Below are 21,297 nucleotides of genomic sequence, written 5' to 3' on the forward strand. Positions count from 1 at the left end.
GATGCCAGAGATAAAACATATTTTATTTGTGCCACATAGTCCCGAGCAGCCGATTAATGCAGTGATTTTGTCCAAAAAACTGTCCAAAGCAGCGACAGCACTTGGTATTTCCAATCATGTGGCGACATCAGTCGAGCATCTCGATTTATCAAATGTTATTGATACGGTTGTTTTTGTAGGACAGAAGTCGGCAGAAGCGGATCAACTGCGTGACAAGGTTGTGAAAGTCATTGGTTTGAATAACGCACAACACGATGCGATCATGCTTTTGCAACAAGTTCTTGAGCATTCAGATGTTTTAGATGAAACTATTGCAGCCAATGTAGGGGTTACACGGTTTGTCGCCATTACAGCATGTCCAACTGGTGTTGCGCATACGTTTATGGCGGCCGAAGCCTTACAACAAGGTGCAGTAAAGTACGGTTATCAGATTGATGTTGAAACCCAAGGATCGGTTGGGGCTAAAAATGTTTTATCGGCAGAAAGTATTGCCAAAGCAGATGTCGTGATCTTAGCAACGGATATTGAGGTCAATACAGATCGCTTTGTAGGCAAACGTGTATATCGCTGCAGTACAGGATTTGCTCTTAAGCAAACGGATAAGACTTTTGCAAATGCAATTGCTGAAGCCAAAGTGCTTGAAACGGGTAAGCAAACAGCCACTAAGACAGAAAATGAAAACAAAGAAAAAACTGGAATTTATAAACACCTTTTAACAGGGGTGTCTTTCATGCTGCCGATGGTGGTGGCGGGCGGTTTGATCATTGCCATCTCGTTTATGTTTGGCCTCAACCCTGTTGAAGGAAGCTTTGCCGCATCCTTAAAGCAAATAGGTGCTGCAGCATTTACTCTTATGGTACCTATGCTGGCAGGTTACATTGCTTATTCTATTGCGGATCGTCCGGGTTTAACTCCAGGTTTGATTGGCGGTTTACTTGCAACACAATTAGAGGCAGGCTTTCTCGGTGGATTAGTTGCAGGTTTTATTGCAGGTTATATTGCGTTATTTTTATCGAAACAGCTTAAACTCCCAAGTAGCCTAGAAGCATTAAAACCAATTTTGATTATTCCACTATTAGCGAGTTTAGCTGTTGGTTTAATCATGATTTATGTGGTTGGACAGCCTGTTGCACAATTGTTTGAATTACTCACACACTTCCTTGCCAATATGGGGACGACCAATGCCATGATCATGGGGATTATCCTTGGGAGTATGATGTGTATTGATGTTGGGGGGCCAATAAATAAAGCGGCTTATGCCTTTACGGTGGGCTTACTTACGTCACAAACATACGGACCGATGGCGATTACCATGGCTGCGGGTATGGTACCGCCATTGGGTATGGCAATTGCAACTTTTCTGGCAAAGCATAAATTTGCCAAACCTGAGCAAGATGCAGGGAAGGCTGCTGTAGTTCTGGGCCTATGTTTCATTTCGGAAGGGGCTATTCCGTTTGCTGCCAAAGACCCGATTCGAGTGCTTCCATGCGCGATCGCAGGTGGTGCTGTAACTGGGGCTTTGGTTGCATTATTTAAATGTGAACTAGTCACTCCTCATGGCGGTGTAATGGTACTGATCATTCCGAATGCGATGAATTATCCATTAAAATATTTATTGGCGATTGCGATTGGAAGTGTGGTGACTGGTGTAGCTTATGCCGTGATAAAACAACGGTTAGAGTAAGCCCTTCATAGAAGCTTTGTGAAGGCTATTTAGTGCAATAAATGAATATTATGCTCAATCCTATTTTGGATCAGTTGGAGAGTCTCTGCTTGAATTTGTCCAGGTAATAGGTCATGAGCGATATTGCTGAATCGGATTGCAACCTTACAAATCGAGCCAATAATTTCATCGACTTCTTGGACACAAAGTTCCGCTTCCTGAGTACCAAGTTTCACAAGAGCTTGTCGAGGAATATTCAGTGCCTCACCCATGATATCCATTTGATGTGCAGGAAAGTTCTAAACCTTTACTGATCGCTTCTGCACTGTATTCAAAGGCGATTAATGGCCGACCTGTGATTGCGGTTGAGGAGACCAATGTACCCCAAAGCCAATATTCACCCCATCCATTGTAGTAAACATTAAGTTTTTGAGCATGGATTTATTTCCTTTTGATACGTTGGCGAGCACTACTGTTCTGAAATGACAGCTTTGTCCGTTATAATTGTATAAACATTTTTGGTTTCTGGTAATTATGTCCTCATTGATCAATTTTCTATCTCGCTTTAGTACTGCAACTCTTCAGCGCAGTCTGAGCTATGCTAAACACATTGATAGAGAAACAATTGAGTTCTTTGAAGAAAATGATGATGTCACGATGTATGCTCAAATTGAAGGGACAGATTATTACGATACCGCGATTACCTATAATCTTAAAAAAGACCGTTTAATCGATGACGACTGCACTTGTCCGGTTGGATATAACTGTAAACATGCTGCTGCTTTAGCGCGATTATTCTTTCAAGAATATCGTCAGGAATTTCAACAGCGTTATGCTGAATCTCAATCCTCGCAGGGAATCGCAAAACGCCAACGGGGGGATGATCAGGCGCAGCGCTGGTTGAATGATTTTAAACGGTATTTACAACAGACTGAACCAGAGCAATCTGTCAAAACAAACAATTATTTAATTTACCTGCTAGATCAGTCTGTCAGCTTAAAGAAATTGACAGTTGATGTTCAGAAGGCCAGACGCAATAAAAACGGCTCAATTGCGGGGGAAAGTTATTATACCCAATATGAAAATATCACCAGAAAGCATCTGACTTTACCTGAACAAAAACGACAATTATTTAACCAGATTTATTATTATGCCAAAATAAACAGTGACGAACGCTTTTATCAAAGCAATCTTGATATCTCCAGAATTTTATTGGAACATTTCAAATCTTTTATTCAAAGTGGCGATGTGTACTGGCAAAAAAAGAGCCATACTGCACTTCAATGGTCAGAACAAGGCTATCACATCGAACTGATCTGGCAACAAGGTGTAAACAAACAGACAGAGCATTTAAACATTGAATTGGTCAATGGTGATATTCGACTCGATTTGAAATCAAATCCACATATTCAGATTCTCGCGAGCCATCCCCCATGTTATGTGGATATTCAACAGAACACGGTGGGCCAGTTATATGGTGAATATACGGCAAATCTTCTGTACCATTTTTTACAGATGCCTGATCTTCCATCTATGCTCTTGCCAGAGTTTGAGAAACTGACTCATCAATATTCAGACGTGAAAAATCTGCCTCAGCCCGAGTCTATTCAGCATATTGATGTCCTTGAGGGAAGTCCCCAGCCAATTTTACGCTTCGGTGTTTTAGATAAATTTGATTGGAAATGGGAAGAGTCTGTTTGTGCCGAAATTGAATTCTCCTATGTAGGCGGACGAATAAAAGCAGGTACATCAGGTGACAGTTTTATTGGTGAGCAGCATGGCAAAATGGTGCGACAGCTTCGGGACTTAGTTCAGGAACAACAGTCAATCCAGCGTTTACAGCTATTGGTCGAATCACTGAAGTGGGTGAAAGATCTTAATTATTACCAGCAATTAAAACTGGATAAACAACGTCTTGATTCTATGGTTTTTGCGTTCTATGGAGACTGGATCAAACAGCTGATGCCCATCAATCAAATTGAATTGATTGGATGGCAGATAGAGCATCTGGAACACAGCCCATTTAAGCTGCAATATGTTGAAAATTTAAATATTTCCATCACTGAATCTGAAAGCCAACAAGACTGGTTCAATATCGGGGCGACCGTTCAGGACAGTGCAGGCAATAGCTATGATTTACTCGATGCACTTGTGGCTTTGGTGAAAGAACAGCCTGATTTACTTGATCCACGGATTTTTGGTCATCTGAATGACAGTCAAATTTTCACCCTGAAAACTGCAGCGGATCAACCAGATTTGGCTTTATCCGCAAAGGACATTAAGCCGGTATTGTTGCATCTGCAGAGCATTTTACAGCAAGAAGAGCGTAGCATAGATCGCTATGATGCGAGTCAACTATTAGAATTACAGCATCATCTGGGGATGGTGTGGCAGGTCAGTAATCGCCTGCAGCAATTTGCGCAGAAATTCAAACAAGGCTATCAGCAACAACTGCCGACACCACAAGATTTTCAGGGGGAATTACGTCCATACCAGCAGCAGGGCCTAGGCTGGTTACAGTTTTTAAGGGAAACCCAGCATGGCGGGATTCTGGCGGATGATATGGGTTTGGGTAAAACAGCACAAACTTTAGCCCACTTACTCATGGAAAAGCAGGCTGGTCATTTGCAGGACAGACCCGCCTTAATTGTTGCACCCACATCGCTGATGCATAACTGGTTCAAAGAAGCGGAAAAATTTACCCCTGAGCTCAAGGTACTGCTGCTACAAGGCCCCGACCGCCATCAGTATTTTGAGCAGATTTCACACTATGACATTGTGTTAACCACCTACCCGCTCTTGGCGAGAGATGAAGAGCAACTGAAGCAATATGAATATCATCAACTCATTCTGGATGAAGCGCAGAATATTAAAAATCCGCGTGCCAAAGCTGCACAGGTAGTACGGCAATTAACAGCGCGACATCGTCTATGTCTAACTGGTACACCTATGGAAAATCATTTGGGTGAGCTGTGGGCACTATTTTATTTTCTAATGCCAGGATTTTTATATTCACAAGAAATCTTTAATAAAAAGTACCGCTATCCTATTGAAAAACGCGGCGATCAGCAGTTAAGGCAAAAGTTGGTAAACCGCATTAAACCCTTTATTTTACGTCGCTTGAAAACTGACGTTGCCAAGGAATTGCCTGAAAAAACCACGATTGAAGTCAATATTGACATGAATGAGCAGCAATCCAAGCTATATGAGGCTGTTCGCGCCACGATGCAGGCAAATATTCAGAAAATTGTGGCAGAAAAAGGCTTTAAGCGTAGTCAAATCCAAATTTTAGATGCCTTGCTGAAGCTGCGTCAGGTCTGTTGTCATCCTAGCTTGCTGAAACTGGATTCAGTTAAAACCGGGCAGGCGTATTCTGCCAAACTTGAACAGTTGATGGATATGGTTGTTCCAATGGTGGAAGAGGGACGAAAAATTCTTATTTTCTCTCAGTTTACCTCAATGTTGGAACTGATTGAACAACAGCTCTATCACGCAGAAATTGGCTATGTGAAGCTGACTGGAAAGACCAAAAAGCGAGATGAAGTCATTACAGCATTTCAGTCTGGACAAGTGCCGGTATTTTTAATCAGTCTGAAAGCAGGAGGGGTCGGTCTGAATCTAACTGCCGCAGATACGGTCATTCACTATGATCCATGGTGGAACCCTGCTGCTGAAGATCAAGCTTCAGATCGTGCATGGCGGATTGGACAGGACAAGCCGGTATTTGTGTATAAGCTGATTACCAATAAAAGCATAGAAGAAAAAATTATTGCCTTGCAGCAGAATAAAACAGAACTGGCACAGTCTATTCTAAGCACAGATCATGAGGGAGAAGCGAAACTGACGGAAAATGATGTGATGAAATTGTTTGAGAAATTTTAGCTTGGTTACAGGTTTCCTCTAATCATCTGTAAGTATCTGAAAGTCTGGATGCAATTTTTTCCAATGTTCTCTTAATTTTTCTTTATGAACAGAAATCATAGGTAAGTCTAGTAATAGCGCTGGCCATACTGACCGTGCTTTGTCCATAATGGCGTGAAGTTGTTTTTCAATAACACGCCATGGAACACCGACTTTTTCAGCCCATTGTTCAAAGTGTTTCATCTCAGCTAAATACCAATCTTTATTTTTGGCAAGATTCAATGCGAAATGAAGCTCATTTTCAATATATACACTAGTCATCAATATATCGTATGCGGGAGATAATCTTGGTGTTCTTTTGTCCTGATAAATCATACTCCAGTTTTTTAAGTGTGCATCTCCATTGGCGAGCAAAATGTTGACAAGTAAGCGGCTGGCAAATTGCTGAATATCAAGAATTTTGTTATCTGAAAATTGATAAATGATCTTTCCTATCTGCTCATAATTTGTGGTGCTGTATTTCTGCTGTGGATATGCACCGAAGATCTGAGCAAAGTCTTCGATGTGAATAAGCTCTGTAGTATCAGCAGTACTCTGTCTATCAAATCTTTTGATTGCGAAAGCATATTGCTCTTGGGGTAAATTTAATGGTGGAAGGTCTTGTAAAAGGGCCATATCCACCAAGCGAATCTCAGGGACATCTATTCCGACCGTTTTGGCAAGGCTCATCATAGAATATTCATTTAGCGGAACAAAAGCATGTCTGGAAGAAGGAGTTTTGATAATCCAGTCCCCGAGTAGAGACGATTCCGTTGCCTGGACTAGTGTAAAACGCCCATCTTTGGCTTTCATGGAAAACTTCATTTGGACGCCGGCCAAGGAAAACTTATTATCTGTTCGAATCTCTTGCTTTAAGATCTGATCTGGATTAGAGATCTGCAGTTTGAATTTTATTTCATCTGGAATTTCTTCTGGATCTAATGGAGTCGCAATGAGTGCTCCAGGTAAATCATGACCTAAAGCTGCCAATAACTGAAATTCATTGTCTATATGTACTTTGAGGCTTTGTGCAATCAGTTCGCGTAATGCACCTTCTGGTAGCAAGTTTGATAGCAAGGGATGTAAACGCTGATGTGTAACATAGGTCTTTTCTAAAATTTTATCCACTTGAGGATACAAGGGGGAAGTCAGCAGGCTCAAGGTCGGGCGTTGCTGATCAGAGCGGAAAGAATCTGTAAAAACCAGAATATTTTTTCCGCTCTGAAATCCTGCCAAGTATCCAACGATACCGTGATGTAATGTTAATTTCAGGACGGCAACAGTATTCATGGTTCCTCTCCTCCGAGAAGACCCTTCCATGGGTTAGTCATTAAGTCATCCTGATCTTCAATAGTGACTTTAATTTCATCATTCAATAATTGTCTGATCAAATGAACCTTATCATCAGGGATGAGCATCAGTTGAGCATTTAATCCTGCCGCTATAATTTCTAAGGTCTCTAATCGAGGGTTGCCCTGACTTTCCAGTTTTTGGTACTGCTGTCTTGAAATGCCTGTACGGGATTGCATATCAACTTGCTTTAAGCCCAATTGGGTTCGTCTTTTTTTGATTTGCTGAAGTAAAGACTTATTCATTGTAGATGCATTTATTGCTTTTAGGTTCTGTAAGAAACATATTAGTTTCTTTTTTTTTGAAAAGCAATTTATGACTTTATCATTTCGATCGGCTTTGTTGCACAAAGATTTGAAATGCAAAGCGCCCCTAATTGAGCCAAATTTAAGGCGTAACTTGGGTAAGTGGTCGACCTAATTCCGTAAATCTGTTAAGGACTGCTACACGTGCATGGATCTCATTCACTTGGCTATCAAAACTCCTTGCACTGATTTTATCTCCTAATAATTTGATGCAATGCATCTTAGTTTCAACCAAACTTCGCCGATGATAGCCTGACCATTTTTTCCATAGTGTCCTGCCTAAACGCTTAACTGTTCGAAGTAATTCATTTCGCTCTAGCGAGCTACTCTTTGTATCTTTCCATGGTTTCGCATTTTTTCTAGGTGGAATCACCGCATGCCCTTGCCGATCTGCAATGAACCGTACCGGGTTTGTCGGAGACTTTTATTTAAGTTAGGCCACCTGACCTAACGGGTTAATCTTATAATCGTACATTGCTTCAAGCTCAAAAGACGACACATAACTCAGCGCATCAAGCACCATATCTGTATTCTTACCACGCCATACACCTTGTATTTCAAGATTTTGCATCAATCGAGAACTGTATAGCGCGCAATAACATAACTTCTCGTTGCAGTTGTTGCCAGACTTTACGAACGCCATACCGGCCCGAACTTTCTTTCCAAATTCGTTTGATTTGCTTAGCATGATGAAAATCATGTAGATCTCGTTTTGCTCGATGTTCCCTTGCGAAGCGATGCGCTTCTCATCGCAGGAAAGTTGGTCTCTGACAAACCCGGTACGGTTCAAGTTGCAAAAAACATTACCAATTTCAGATAAAGATTTTAGATAGCCGCTTAGCTTACTGAATAACTAAAAATCCTCAGCATCTTTAATTTATTAAGATGAGTATTTCTCATCTTAAGCTGAATTTATATCGTTTTACTCATGTTATGATTCACGCTTAAATACAGCCATACAGAAATTTAGCTTTTTATAAAAATTTAGGGTGGCCTATCTCCATGAGTACAGCATTTCAATGTTCAATTAAACGTATCCGTTTTGATGAGAACTATACGCCTGCAAACAACACACGTTTAACCACCAACTTTGCTAATTTGGCACGTGGCGAAAGCCGCCAAGAAAACCTTGCTCGTACCCTTGCAATGATCAACAATCGTTTCAATAGCTTGGCCACCGTGGACAATCCAAAAGGTGATCGCTATTCACTTGAAATCGATATCATCTCGGCTGAAATTGATATCGAAGGCAATGGTCAAACCTTTCCATTTATTGAAACTTTAAAAAGTACCATCCTTGACCACCACACCAATGAGCGTATTGAAGGCATGATCGGCAATAGCTTCTCATCTTATGTGCGTGATTACGACTTCAGCGTGGTATTGCCACAATTGGGTTGTGGTGTAGGTGAAAAACCTGAAGATTTTGGCAATCTACATGGCAAGCTTTATCAACATTTAGTCAATTCAGATGTATTTAAAGCAGAATTTAAAAAACAACCTGTCATTTGCTTAAGCGTTTCAACCTCTAAAACGTATTTCCGTACAGCCAACGTACATCCTATTTTGGGTGTGGAATACAAAAATGATGAATATTCACGTACCGATGAATATTTTGCAAAAATGGGTTTACGTGTACGCTACTTTAAACCAGAAGGTGGTAATGCACCATTAGCATTCTATTTCGCTGGCGATTTGGTCCGTGATTACACTGATTTTGAATTGATCAGTGCTATTGCGACCATGGAAAGTTTCCAAAAAATTTATCGTCCTGAAATTTACAACACCAACTCTCCGGCAGGTGTGGAGTATCAACCAAGCTTGAGCTATGGCGATTACTCACTGACACGTATCGTTTATGACCGTGTTGAACGTGGTGAGTTAGCGGTTAAGCAAGGTAAATGGACAGAAGAAAACTTCATTAAGCCTTATCAAGACATTTTAAATGAATGGGCTGCAAATTTCGAAGTCGAAACAGCTGCTTAATCCATTAAATTGATAAACAGATTTACGAATTTAGACAAAGAAGATTAGACATGGCGCTTACACAACCGAAACTTTTACTCCCAACTTCAACTGCGGGTAGCTTGCCAAAACCGTCTTGGTTAGCTGAACCTGAAAAATTATGGTCTGCATGGAAGCTTGAAGGCGAAGAATTATTAGAAGCTAAACGTGATGCTTTGAAATTATCATTACATGAGCAAGTCACTGCAGGTATCGATATCGTGAGTGATGGTGAGCAAACCCGTCAGCACTTTGTAACCACGTTTATTGAACATCTTGAAGGTGTAGATTTCGAAAAGCGTGAAACCATGCGTATTCGTAATCGTTATGATGCAAGTGTACCTTCAGTTGTGGGTGAAGTTTCTCGTAAAAAAGCAGTGTTTGTAGACGATGCGAAATTTTTACGCAGCCAAACCAGTCAGCCAATTAAATGGGCGTTGCCTGGTCCAATGACCATGATTGATACACTTTTTGACGGACACTACAAGAGCCGTGAAAAACTGGCTTGGGAATTTGCCAAAATTTTGAACCAAGAAGCTTTAGAACTTGAAGCAGCAGGCGTAGACATTATCCAATTTGATGAACCTGCGTTTAACGTATTCTTTGATGAAGTGAATGACTGGGGTGTACCAACCTTAGAACGTGCACTTGAAGGTCTAAAATGTGAAACTGCAGTTCATATTTGCTATGGTTACGGCATTAAAGCCAATACAGATTGGAAACAAACTTTAGGTAATGAATGGCGTCAATACGAAGAGTCATTCCCGAAACTACAACAATCTAAGCTCGATATTATTTCACTTGAATGCCAAAACTCACGTGTACCAATGGATTTGATTGAATTGATCCGTGGTAAGAAAGTGATGGTGGGTGCCATTGATGTAGCAACTAGCAAAGTTGAAACTGCAGAAGAAGTGGCGAATACCTTACGTAAAGCACTTCAATTTGTTGATGCAGATAAACTCTATCCTTCAACCAACTGTGGTATGACACCACTTTCTCGCCAAGTTGCACGTGGCAAGCTTGAGGCTTTAAGCGCAGGTGCTGCCATTGTTCGTAAAGAGCTAGAAGCTTAATCAAACGTAGTCTCGTGCGAAGCAGGGGCAAATTATTGCAAGATGATTTGTTCTACTTAAAGCACGAGCACGTGATATGTACATTTGAGATGAAAGAGATGATTGAAGCAACAGACTTTAGAAATGCAATGTCTTTACTCACCACAGCAGTGAATGTTATTACGACTGCGAGTAAAGCAGGTATGCATGGATTTACTGCATCTGCCGTATGTAGCGTGACGGATACACCGCCAACGTTATTGGTCTGTATGAATCAATCCTCCCGTTCACATGCCCATTTTGTTGAAAATAAAGTCTTGGCTGTAAACGTACTAAGTACTCAGCATGAACAGCTTTCAAATGCTTTTGCTTCAAGTAAATTCAGTTCTGAAGAGCGTTTCAACTTAGGTGAGTGGAGTGCGTTGGAAACTGGTTCACCTATTTTGCAAGATGCCTTGGTCAGTTTTGACTGTGAAATTCAGGACATTCAGCAAGTGGGTACACACAGTATTTTCATGTGTCGTGTGCTTCAAGTTCAACAAAGCGATCAAGAAGAAAGCCTGGTGTATTTTAACCGTGCTTATCATCAAGTGGGTCAGTTGGAACACGCTTAATTCAACGCCTTAATCCTTTCATTTTTTAAAGTTAGTCTATTGTGGAACTTATAACCTTTTTAGTCATCGGTGCTTTTGCTGGTTTTGCAGCAGGGCTGTTTGGTGTCGGCGGTGGTACGATTATTGTGCCACTGCTTTTTATTGTCTTTACTCAAATGGGTTATGACCCCGATGTGGTTATGCACCTCGCATTAGGCACATCTTTAGCAACCATTGTTGTTACTTCGATTAGCTCATTGATGGCGCATCATAAAAATGGGGCTGTGATTTGGTCGGTATTTAAAAATCTAGCACCACCCATGGCGATTGGTTGCTTTTTTGGGGCGGGTATTGCAGGTTTGATATCAGGATTACATCTACAAATCATTGTTGGCTTATTTCTGATTTGGGTTGCCTATACCATGTTTACAGGTGCCAAAAAAGTAATTGATCCAACGAAAACTTTACCTTCATCAGGTCAACAAATTGCTGCTGGTAGTGTGATTGGAGTTGCATCAGCAATCTTTGGGATTGGTGGCGGTAGCCTGACGGTTCCGTACCTGAATCGCTATGGTGTGGTCATGCAGAAGGCGGTTGGAACATCTGCGGCATGTGGACTCCCCATTGCTGTTGCTGGTGCATTAGGTTTTATTATTTTTGGTATAAATGCTGAGATTAATGTACCTAATACCATTGGTTATGTGCATATTTATGCATTTATTGGCATTAGCATCATGAGTTTCATTACGGCTAAGTTTGGTGCGAAGGCGGCACATGCTTTATCACCAGCAATGTTAAAGAAATGCTTTGCAGTTTTATTGGTCATTGTAGCAAGCTTCTTCCTTGTGAAGGGATTAATTTAATATTGGACTTCGCATAAGAGATTTTATGCTAAATGTAATTTTAAAGACTTATTTCATGACTATATTTATTTACTAAATTTAACCAGGCTTTTGTTGCATGAGAGATCTCTAATCCTTTATGCCAAGCCATATGTAATTGCCAGGTCATATCATCACTATTGAAGTATATTTTTTTTAAGTTACTAAATTTTCTACAGTAAATTTCTGGAAGAATAGCTATGCCCATATTTGCCTCTACCATTTTTACTATGAAATCCCATTGGCTACTTTTACAGACAATATTAGGTTCAAATCCTGCTTTTTGAGCTTCACTTAATATGATGGGGGTTAAACTGAAATCATCTGTATAAAATATAAAATTCTCATTTTTTAAATCATCAAAATTAATTTTCTCGTATTTCGTTAAATGTGAATCTTGTTTTGCTAATAAGCATAAAGGGGAATTTAATATTTTTATTGAGTACAGATCACTATGTGGATTTCCTAAAACTATTCCTACATCAATTTTTTTATTCACTAAGGCTTCTTCTATTTTTAACGAGCCTACTTCCAAAAAATTCAGCTTAATTTCAGGATAATTTCTATGATATCGCGCAATCAAACGATGCATTAAAATTGCACCTAATGGAGGTAAACCTAGACTCAATTCTCCTGCTTTGAGAGATCTTATATTTTGAATACTGTCTAGCATATCCTCATGTTGCTGCAATATAGATAGTGCATGTTTATAAACATGTTCCCCTATAAAGGTCAGTTTAACGTGACGTTTCCTATACCCAGTGATGAATAATTTTTCACCAATTTGTTGTTCTAATTGTTGTATAGATTTACTTATCGTTGGTTGTGTATAGCAGAGTTGTTCAGCGGCTGCTGAAAAACTACCTGATTTAACTACTTGTACAAAAATTCTAAGAAGCTTCAATTCCAAAATCAAAATATTCCTATTATGAATAATATTTATAGAATTATTCATAATAGGAAAATAATTAAAAGAATACAATTATATTTATTTAGGAAGACTTAGCTATGTGGAAATTCACACGATTCTTTTTACAATTGTCCTTGATAATGATTTTTTGGGGGTTAGGAGGGGGTATACAACATCTTTTTCATCTTAAAATTAGCGGTGATATTATAGGGTTAATATTATTACTATTTTTCTTATTAACCGGTTTTCTAAGGCTACAATCAGTTGAAATTGCCGGAAAATTTTTAATTCAGCACCTAGTACTATTTTTTATCCCTTGTGTAGTTGGATTGATCCAATTTAAAGAGCTATTTATTTTCTATGGATTTCAGGTAATTATTACTGTAGTTCTTAGTACTATCTGTGTCCTTATTAGCACTGCATATAGTGTTTATTGGGGGATTAGACTAGAAGGTCAATTTGCTAAGGAAAAAAACGAATGTTAAGTATAATTTTTTTATTACTTACGGTATTTGGCTACATTGTTTTCCTACGCATTTACCATAAATTTCCTAATATGTTATTAGCACCAGGTATCGCAGTACCACTCATCCTAATTATATTATTGTACGTGCTACAGGTTAAATACCAGCAATATATGCAATTTAACCAAGGTCTAGTTTGGATGATCGGACCAACTACTGTAGCTTTTGCTCTCCCTATTTATGAATATAAACATATTCTTACTAAACATTTTATTTCTATTAGCTTAGGGATTGTATTTGGTATGTTAAGTGGTGTGTTGAGTTCATACGCCTTAGCTCAGTATTTTTCTTTAGATAGAACACTAACACTTAGTTTAATGACCCGTTCTATTTCAACTCCATTTGCAATGGAACTCGCAAATCAAATTAATGGATCGATTGAGTTATCTATTTTATTTACTATGCTGACTGGAATTGCAGCAGTTTTAGTAGCTAATTTAGTTTTTGGACTTATTAACTTAAAGAATAATGTCGCACAAGGTGCAGCACTAGGAAATGCAGGTCATGGTTTTGGAACAGTAAAAGCTTTTTTGCGTCATACAGATGAAGGAGTAGCAGCATGTTTATGCATGATCTTATCTGGAATTTTAATGGTATTTGTTGGTCCCTATTTGATATTGATGCTGATTTAAGGCCTAGCTATAGAGATTAAGCAGTATAGAGAGTTATAGATTTCTCAGAAATAAGAAGTATTAAATATTTATAAAATTGACATAATTATATTAAGTAAATTCTAAAGCATGGCTTTCAGCCATGCTTTTCTTTATCAAAAAAGTATAGCTGAATGATTACGAGCCAAATCGCATACAATACCTATCATTAAACTTAATGCAATAATTAAATGATAGTAATAGACCTCTTGCGAAAGTCGTTATTACAAGTTCATTCGGTTTACCAGTGCAGCGATTAAGTTAGCCACTGATGTATCTGGCTGCTGGCATTGCTGAATAAGTTGATGTTTAAATTCAGCCGTGAAGGTTCGACGGGGCTTTTTTAGCATTGGTGTGCTGTCTATAACTGTCTTTAAATCCATAAATAGGTGTCCACTTAAAGTTTAGTGGACACTATCGTGGTATTCATGAGTGAGAAAAAGTGGGGCTCAGCGGACGCTTACTTTCATCTTGAGAGAGTTGGGTGTATTTCTTCATTGCGTGCTTTCCAATTGCGAGTTGAAAAAGTCTAATGATTCTACGAATACACCTAACTTTTTCACCTAACTACAAATGTGTCGCACTTGTGATTTGAATCCGCTATTTTCAAAATCTGTCTTTCAGCTCGTTATGCAACAAAGCCGAACCGAATTAAAAATAGGAATGTGCTTCAGCTGATGCTTGCTCATTTCTTTATTTTTAGTAATTGAGGTGAACATACTGTCAGTACATGGTAGTTATAAGTAACGTGTAACTTTGTTTGCACAAAGATTTGAGTTCTGCCAAGTGATGGATTGATTTGTACTTAAAATTTTAAGCTTATCCACTTGCTTTGCAAGCCACTACACTTTATTTACAATCCTATGTTGTGGAAGTAAGGGATCTTGTACTCGCCCAGTATGTTCAACTTGATTATATCTAAAGGACTATTAGGCTTCAATCAAATCAATTTTCCAATTATTCGACTGAATTAACACATTTAAATCACGTAATTTAAGACTAATATCATCAGCTTGTTTTTGTAATGATGAAACTGGAATAACTTTATGCCACTTTATTTCCCGCGTACTATAACGATCAGATTCACGAGATGTATTACTTATTGCTGCAGTTAGGGTTTTGTGCTGTTCTACAAATTCATCACGCAAAGACAATAAAGCAAGTAGAGAACGACCATCATTTAATTTTGTTAAAGCATTAGTTTCATGAATTGCATAACTTAATTTTTGAAATTCTTGAATTAAAGAAAATACTTGTTTTAATAGTTCATTAGGATCTTCAGATGGTTTATCACCATCTTGTACCAATACATTTGCATTGATACGTTGTTTTAGTGAAATAATTTTTTTTTGTTGATCACTTCGAAGTAAGAGAGCTTCTGCTAATTTCATTTTTCACCTATTAACCAATTAGAATTAAGTTTTAAGCAGCTAAGTAATTTCACAAATACTATATCCTCATTCTTTAAAGATCAAAACAATTGATTTTTTATAATTTTCAGAGGTAGAAGTCTTATATTTTGTCATTAGTCGAAGCTCAGAATTAAGCTAAAGGCCTTTTTCAGATGCAGAATCCTTTATCTGATCCTAGACAGTATTGTGGACAGTCGATCCCTCTAAATTCTTACAATATTTTTGTTCAAAGGCTTCAGGACTTAACCAGCCATTTGCAGAATGTCTTCTGATTCGATTGTAATAAATCTCGATATAGTCAAACAAGACAGCATTCGCTTCTTTTCGAGTGGCAAACACACGCCATGGATTACATGACCTTTCAATGTATGAAAGAAGCTTTCAGTCACTGCATTGTCCCAACATGAGCAGTGTACTGCGCAAGACTGCGTGACATACTTTGAATACAGTTATTCGTCAATAATAGTGCTCTAAAAGCACGACTACAGTACTGACTGCCTTGGTCAGAATGAACCATAACTCCTGTTGAATAAGCTTTTCATGCGCCAAGGTTGGTCCGAAACCATGCAGTTGATCAGAAACAATATTGAGGCACTTGAGTCTGAGTTCTTCAGAAAGCCTGGAATTGCTGGTTTGGCCACGACCCGTATGGGCTAATGCAGCTGGACCTTGAACTTTGTATTTCTGCAGTAAGCGTCTGACCTGACATTCTGAAATATGAAGTAGAAGTAGCTGAGCAGCCTGGGATTGAGTTATGCGTTGATCGCAGATTTCCTGCAAGACCGACAATCGTTTAAGTTCTTTATCCGACATAGACACCAACATATCAAACCGTCCGCTTCAATAATCGCAAAAGTGCATATTCTAAAAGCGGACATTTTTACTTTGGAGAAACCGGACATTTCTATTTTGGGCTTACAGACTGATTTCGTATAACGTGTATTATGTTAATTTTAGGGAAATTTAATAAATAGAAGACTTTCATTATGAATTCCATCAGAACTTTTATTATTTTAATACATTTCACTGCTATATGTGGATGTACTGACTCTTCAGAACCTAGGTCTAAATCTTTATCAGAAAAATCGGATATCGAATATTATAAAGATATATCAAAATCAGGGGATTTAGTGACTTGGGGGATTTCATCGGATTTAATTATAAAAACAGTTGTAGGTGATAAAAAGAATATTGAGCAAGGCATAGTTTTAAGTAATCCTTTTCTTGGGCAGTTTTCTATTAACTTCATTCCTACAGTAGAAATACTAAATGACGATGATAAAATTGAGAACGTTGCCGATTTTCAAAAGCCTATGCAATTTAATCTACTTTTGAATAATGCTAAGAATATAAAAATTAATAACTTTTATGATAGGAGTTATCAAGATCAAGTAAAAGTACATCTACAAAATTTCAGTACACTTGATCCCATATCTTTTAAATATAAACGAACACCAAGAGAATGGATAAACTATTTAACATCACATAAATTTGTAAAATATGAAGATTCATTTAAAAAATTTGATTTAGAATGCTATTCAATAAATTTGGATTCTGATATTTCTTATCATTGTTTAGGTCATGCATCAGATCCATACCATTCTGAATTTTTAATGAAAATTACTCGTAATCTTACAGACCAAATCGTAATAACCACAAAATCTGAAACACCTCTCTATCCTAACGTGAATATAGAATGGAGAATGCCTTATGAATTATTAAAAGATTGGAAAGCTGTAGATCGAAATATTTGGCGTTTATTAAAAGCTTGGAATGCTAATCAATAGAGTAACTATCGCAAAACTTCCACTAATTTTGAGTCTATTTAACATAATGGTTGTTATACGAAATGCGTTTGTTACTCACCATTCAAAATGTCTATATTCTCACCAATAAAAATGTCTAGTTTATGATGGTTTAAACATCATGGACTGGATATGAAATATAGATGCTGATCACTATGTCTGACAAAGAAATTCAACGTCTTGCTGTTCTGCAAGACGTTCGAGATCATCGTATTACACAAGTCCGTGCTGCTGAAATCCTGAATCTTTCCACCCGTCAAATTACCCGGTTATTGCAGAAGCTCAATCAAGATGGTGTTTCAGGCATGACGCATGCCAGTCGTGGTCAACCGGGCCATCATCGCCATGACGATTTATTAAAATCGCAATGTCTTTCCATTATTTCTGAACATCTGCTGGGCTTTGGACCTACCTTGGCGCATGAGAAGCTCAGCAGCATGTTTGACCTGAATATCCCGGTAGAAACGGTTCGGCGCTGGATGACTGCAAATGACCTTTGGATTCCGCGATCCAAGCGCCTGAAACGACCGTATCAGCCTCGTTACAACCGGGATTGCTTTGGTGAACTGATCCAAATTGATGGCTCACACCATGACTGGTTTGAAGGACGCGCTGCTAAATGCTGTCTGCTGGTGTTTATCGATGATGCTACAGGAAAATTGCAGCATTTACGCTTCTGTGAGTCAGAATCAACCTTTGACTATATGATTTCAACACGCTTATATATCGAACAGCACGGTAAGCCTTTAGCGTTTTACAGCGACAAACATTCAGTCTTTAGAGTGAATCAAAGCAGCAAGAAAGACACCAAAATTACCCAGTTTGGACGTGTACTCAGCACCCTGAATATCGATATCATCTTCGCTAATTCACCGCAGGCCAAAGGCCGTGTGGAACGGGCCAACAGAACCCTTCAGGACCGTCTGATCAAGGAGATGCGCCTGAAAGGCATCTGTTCGATTGAGCAAGCTAATGTCTGGCTACCCTGCTTCATTGAGCAGTTCAATCAGAAGTTCGCCAAGATGGCTTTTAATCCTAAGAATCTACATCGGCCTATCATGGAAACAGCCGAAGAGTTAGATGATATTTTTACTTGGCGTGAACCTCGCAGAGTCACGAATAGCCTGACGATTACTTATGATAAATGCGTCTATCTGCTGGAAAATAAAGAAGAAAACCAGATTCTCATGGGTAAATATATTGAATTTCTAGAATACCCAGACGGTACGGTCGCCATTGAATATCAGGGAAGAAAAATCAATTACAGCATCTTCGATAAATTAAGTCAGCTGAACCAGCGAGAGATTGTTGAGAATAAACGTTTGAGTTCAGTCTTGGCCCATATCCAGCAACAGCATGAAGAACTAGAACAGCAAAACAAACGAAGTCGTTCTCAATCTATGCCACGTAGACGAGCACAGAAAACAGCAATTCAACAACGAAATCTGAATCCTGTGCTTGACTTGGAAATGTCTGTATAGGACATTTCTATTTGGTTATTAGGTAGGACATTTCTACTTGGGAATAACAGCGTTATAATTCTCTTGAAAATTCAAAGCTGTAGTTCCTTTTTTGCCCAACCTCCCCAAGGTGGGCTTTTTTGTTGATTTTTATGTTCCACGATTAATATTTTTCCCATGTTTCACGATTTTGATTAGCTCCTCTGCTTAATCTATATTTAACTCCTTGCTTACTTTTTAAAGGAGGGAGAGGAATAGGAAAAAGTCTTCATTTAGTACCGGATGATATAAGTAACTGAACATATAGAGAATCCTAAAAATTACATTTGAGAATTAATATAATCTTTTAAATAGTCTTTTAAATGCTCAAGAAAATGTGCTACTCGAGGTGAATGCTCCAATCTGTCTGCATATACAGCGTAAATATCAGCAGGCGGAGTTTCATATTCTTTTAAGATTTGAATTAATCTTCCACTTTTTAAATACTTTAAGACATCCCATTCTGCCCTCATTAGTATTCCATGACCATCAAGAGCCCAGTCTAGTGTCACCTGCCCATCATTACTACTAAGTTTTCCACGAACTTTAACTGTTTCTTCCTTATCACCTTTAGAAAAACGCCAATTGGCATAAGCCCCATCATTTTGTCTCAATACTATACATTGATGAGTCGTAAGGTCTCGTGGATTTAAGGGAGTTCCAGCTGCATTTAAATAAAACGGTGAGGCACATACTAGCCTTTTATTTGCTGCGATTCGTTTTGCTATTAATCTTGAATCTGGGATTTGCCCAAAATGAATAGAAACATCAATAGTATCACTAGGGAGATGAACTGGACGATCTGTTAAATGCAGTTGTACCTCAATCTCAGGGAATTTTTTTATAAAAGATGAAACGGCTGCTGCTATATATTTACGACCGAAACCAAAAGGCGCATTTACTCGTAATAACCCTTTAGGTGAAGTACGGCTACTTGCAACCAGTTGTTCCATATCATTAATTTCTTTCAAGATACGCATAGCATTTTCATAATAAATTTCTCCTTCAGGCGTCAAACTTATACGTCTTGTGGTTCTGTTTAAGAGCCGAATACCCAAACGTTCTTCTAAATGACTGAGCCTACGTGAAACTGCAGGGGGTGTCAGATTTAGTTCTCTGGCTGTTGCCACTAAGCTACCTTGCTTTATTAGTAAACAAAAGAAAGCTAATTCATTATCTGTTTGCATGATTAGTAAAATTTTTGCAATAGTGTTTTAACTTTATATCGATTTATTCATTTTGCAAAGACTCTATTATTTTTTCAGACATTACTCCCTACATAAGCCAATGATTCAGGAAAGCTGAATTTATAAGCAAAAATTAGTTATATAAGGAATGTAACTAACTAGGGAGGAGAGCAGAGACATCAGGTTAATCAAGTACCACTGTATAGGAAACGGTTAACCGATAAATGTAAATATATGGAGATGCGGATGGATATGGAAATTGAAAAAAGGACGCTCAAGAAAATTACTTGGCGTATCGTTCCTTTCATCATGATTTTGTACTTAATTGCCTACATAGATCGAGTCAATATTGGCTTTGCTGCATTAACTATGAAAGAAGATTTAGGCTTTACAGCTTCAGTCTTAGGATTTGGTGCAGGAATTTTCTTTCTTGGTTATTTTTTATTTGAAGTACCTTCAAATGTCATTCTACACAAAGTTGGAGCACGTATCTGGATTGCTCGTGTAATGCTTACTTGGGGCTTAATAGCCGGTGGTATGGCCTTTGTTGATAGCACAACCAGTTTTTATGTCATGCGGTTTTTATTAGGGGTAGCAGAAGCCGGCTTTTTCCCTGGAATTATTCTCTATTTATCATACTGGTTCCCTGCCCGTCATCGAGCCGGCGTAATAGCTATGTTTATGGCTGCTGCCCCAATAGCTGTTGCTATTGGTTCACCTATTTCCGCTGCATTGCTCCAAATGGATGGTATTTGGGGATTCGCAGGTTGGCAATGGATGTTCGTAATTGAAGCTATACCTGCTGTTATCTTAGGTATTGTCGTATTTTTCTATATGACTGATAGACCAGAAAAAGCGAAATGGTTAAAAGAAGATGAACGTAACTGGCTCGTTAAAACAATGCAGGATGAAGATGTTGGAAAGAATAGTAATCAGCACCATAGCATTCTTCGTGGTCTGTTAAATCCTCGCGTTTTAGCATTAGCACTTGTGTATTTTGGCACCTCGGCTGGTCTATATACATTAAGTATTTGGGCCCCACAAATCATTAAAGACTTGGGTGTGTCATCTATGACAGTTGGCCTAGTAAATGCTATTCCACCAATTATTTCTGTAGTCGCAATGGTGCTTTGGTCTAGACATTCGGATCGAACAGGTGAGCGTACTTGGCATGTAGCTATAGCGTGCATGCTTGCAGCCGTGGGCTTAGTAATTGCTGCTGGCACTCATAATATGGTTGGTTTAATTGCAGCACTTACCATTATTAATGTTGGTATTAGCTGTTCTAAACCACCTCTTTGGAGCATGCCTACACTATTTTTATCGGGAACTGCTGCCGCTACAGGAATTGCAACAATTAACTCCATTGGAAATTTAGGCGGCTTTGCCGGACCTGTAATGATTGGCTGGATTAAAGATCAAACAGGGAGCTATGCAGGCGGTCTCTACTTTGTGGCTGGCTTACTCGTACTTTCTACCGTATTAACGTTAATTCTCAGCATGACGAACAAACCAAAAGTGAATGTGTCTAAGGTTTTAGAGAATTAATTTCAAACTAT

At 38.7% G+C, this 21,297-nt stretch carries 16 protein-coding genes and 5 pseudogenes; 11 read left to right on the forward strand and 10 right to left on the reverse strand.

What is annotated here, in order from left to right:
* Nucleotide 1: 1 nt before the first annotated feature.
* Nucleotides 2–1,684 carry a fructose-specific PTS transporter subunit EIIC gene (locus LOZ91_RS08870; RefSeq protein ID WP_244783057.1) on the forward strand — a complete coding sequence of 561 codons (1,683 nt, stop codon included), beginning with the start codon at nt 2–4 and terminating at the stop codon, nt 1,682–1,684.
* 29 nt (nt 1,685–1,713) lie between these two features.
* On the opposite strand, the pseudogene LOZ91_RS08875 reads toward LOZ91_RS08870, so the two are convergent.
* A pseudogene (locus LOZ91_RS08875) lies at nt 1,714–1,950 on the reverse strand (hypothetical protein); the annotation flags it as partial.
* A 247-nt stretch (nt 1,951–2,197) separates the two neighbouring features.
* Here LOZ91_RS08875 and LOZ91_RS08880 point away from each other — a divergent pair.
* On the forward strand, nt 2,198–5,545 hold the full coding sequence (locus LOZ91_RS08880) for a DEAD/DEAH box helicase (RefSeq protein WP_244783058.1): 3,348 nt from the start codon (nt 2,198–2,200) through the stop codon (nt 5,543–5,545).
* Between the two features lie 18 nt (nt 5,546–5,563).
* On the opposite strand, the gene LOZ91_RS08885 is transcribed toward LOZ91_RS08880, so the two are convergent.
* The 4 genes and pseudogenes from LOZ91_RS08885 to LOZ91_RS08900 form a co-directional block, all read right to left on the reverse strand.
* Complete coding sequence (locus LOZ91_RS08885) at nt 5,564–6,853, reverse strand: type II toxin-antitoxin system HipA family toxin (RefSeq protein WP_100535629.1); 1,290 nt, start codon at nt 6,851–6,853, stop codon at nt 5,564–5,566.
* Nucleotides 6,850–7,158: a helix-turn-helix transcriptional regulator gene (locus LOZ91_RS08890; protein WP_004282130.1), complete on the reverse strand. Its 309-nt coding sequence runs from the start codon at nt 7,156–7,158 to the stop codon at nt 6,850–6,852. Before LOZ91_RS08890 ends, LOZ91_RS08885 begins: the two co-directional genes overlap by 4 nt.
* Nucleotides 7,159–7,300: 142 nt before the next feature.
* Nucleotides 7,301–7,615 (reverse strand): annotated as a pseudogene (locus LOZ91_RS08895) (transposase); the annotation flags it as partial.
* Between the two features lie 132 nt (nt 7,616–7,747).
* Nucleotides 7,748–7,943 (reverse strand): annotated as a pseudogene (locus tag LOZ91_RS08900) (IS3 family transposase); the annotation flags it as partial.
* A gap of 277 nt (nt 7,944–8,220) precedes the next feature.
* Here LOZ91_RS08900 and LOZ91_RS08905 point away from each other — a divergent pair.
* The 4 genes from LOZ91_RS08905 to LOZ91_RS08920 all read left to right on the forward strand — a co-directional run bounded on the left by LOZ91_RS08905 (nt 8,221) and on the right by LOZ91_RS08920 (nt 11,733).
* Complete coding sequence (locus LOZ91_RS08905; protein ID WP_074382654.1) at nt 8,221–9,204, forward strand: putative oxygenase MesX; 984 nt, start codon at nt 8,221–8,223, stop codon at nt 9,202–9,204.
* Nucleotides 9,205–9,254: 50 nt separating this feature from the next.
* Nucleotides 9,255–10,298, forward strand: coding sequence for a methionine synthase (locus LOZ91_RS08910; RefSeq protein ID WP_004733166.1), 1,044 nt, complete (start codon nt 9,255–9,257; stop codon nt 10,296–10,298).
* Nucleotides 10,299–10,396: 98 nt separating this feature from the next.
* Nucleotides 10,397–10,891 carry a flavin reductase gene (locus LOZ91_RS08915; protein WP_005093807.1) on the forward strand — a complete coding sequence of 165 codons (495 nt, stop codon included), beginning with the start codon at nt 10,397–10,399 and terminating at the stop codon, nt 10,889–10,891.
* 41 nt (nt 10,892–10,932) lie between these two features.
* Entirely contained in the window at nt 10,933–11,733 is an 801-nt protein-coding gene (locus LOZ91_RS08920; RefSeq protein WP_005093808.1) for a sulfite exporter TauE/SafE family protein, read from the forward strand.
* Nucleotides 11,734–11,773: 40 nt separating this feature from the next.
* Here LOZ91_RS08920 and LOZ91_RS08925 read toward each other — a convergent pair whose 3' ends face one another.
* Nucleotides 11,774–12,661, reverse strand: a complete 888-nt coding sequence (locus LOZ91_RS08925; RefSeq protein WP_035337435.1) for a LysR family transcriptional regulator — start codon at nt 12,659–12,661, stop codon at nt 11,774–11,776.
* 98 nt (nt 12,662–12,759) lie between these two features.
* Here LOZ91_RS08925 and LOZ91_RS08930 point away from each other — a divergent pair, with 98 nt between their 5' ends.
* Together LOZ91_RS08930 and LOZ91_RS08935 are read left to right on the forward strand one after the other, a co-directional pair.
* Nucleotides 12,760–13,146 (forward strand): CidA/LrgA family protein, encoded by a 387-nt coding sequence (locus tag LOZ91_RS08930; RefSeq protein ID WP_005093813.1) that lies wholly within the window; start codon nt 12,760–12,762, stop codon nt 13,144–13,146.
* Nucleotides 13,140–13,817, forward strand: a complete 678-nt coding sequence (locus LOZ91_RS08935; protein WP_074382655.1) for an LrgB family protein — start codon at nt 13,140–13,142, stop codon at nt 13,815–13,817. The genes LOZ91_RS08930 and LOZ91_RS08935 overlap by 7 nt, the downstream gene beginning before the upstream one ends.
* Before the next feature lie 947 nt (nt 13,818–14,764).
* Here LOZ91_RS08935 and LOZ91_RS08940 read toward each other — a convergent pair.
* The 3 genes and pseudogenes from LOZ91_RS08940 to LOZ91_RS08950 all read right to left on the reverse strand — a co-directional run.
* Nucleotides 14,765–15,226, reverse strand: a complete 462-nt coding sequence (locus LOZ91_RS08940) for a DIP1984 family protein (RefSeq protein ID WP_004733111.1) — start codon at nt 15,224–15,226, stop codon at nt 14,765–14,767.
* A 195-nt stretch (nt 15,227–15,421) separates the two neighbouring features.
* A pseudogene (locus LOZ91_RS08945) lies at nt 15,422–15,770 on the reverse strand (IS3 family transposase); the annotation flags it as partial.
* An 8-nt stretch (nt 15,771–15,778) separates the two neighbouring features.
* Nucleotides 15,779–16,060: pseudogene (locus tag LOZ91_RS08950) on the reverse strand (helix-turn-helix domain-containing protein); the annotation flags it as partial.
* Between the two features lie 173 nt (nt 16,061–16,233).
* Here LOZ91_RS08950 and LOZ91_RS08955 point away from each other — a divergent pair.
* Nucleotides 16,234–17,034, forward strand: a complete 801-nt coding sequence (locus tag LOZ91_RS08955; RefSeq protein WP_244783060.1) for a hypothetical protein — start codon at nt 16,234–16,236, stop codon at nt 17,032–17,034.
* Between the two features lie 161 nt (nt 17,035–17,195).
* Complete coding sequence (locus tag LOZ91_RS08960) at nt 17,196–18,533, forward strand: ISNCY family transposase (RefSeq protein WP_244783061.1); 1,338 nt, start codon at nt 17,196–17,198, stop codon at nt 18,531–18,533.
* Nucleotides 18,534–18,832: 299 nt separating this feature from the next.
* On the opposite strand, the gene LOZ91_RS08965 is transcribed toward LOZ91_RS08960, so the two are convergent.
* Nucleotides 18,833–19,738: a LysR family transcriptional regulator gene (locus tag LOZ91_RS08965; protein WP_244783062.1), complete on the reverse strand. Its 906-nt coding sequence runs from the start codon at nt 19,736–19,738 to the stop codon at nt 18,833–18,835.
* A gap of 246 nt (nt 19,739–19,984) precedes the next feature.
* On the opposite strand from LOZ91_RS08965, the gene LOZ91_RS08970 reads away from it, so the two are divergent.
* The gene (locus LOZ91_RS08970) at nt 19,985–21,286 is read left to right on the forward strand and encodes an MFS transporter (protein WP_244783063.1); all 1,302 of its coding nucleotides are present in this window, start codon (nt 19,985–19,987) and stop codon (nt 21,284–21,286) included.
* Nucleotides 21,287–21,297 lie beyond the last annotated feature (11 nt).

The organism is Acinetobacter sp. F-1, from assembly GCF_022869025.1.
Classification (GTDB): domain Bacteria; phylum Pseudomonadota; class Gammaproteobacteria; order Pseudomonadales; family Moraxellaceae; genus Acinetobacter; species Acinetobacter pseudolwoffii.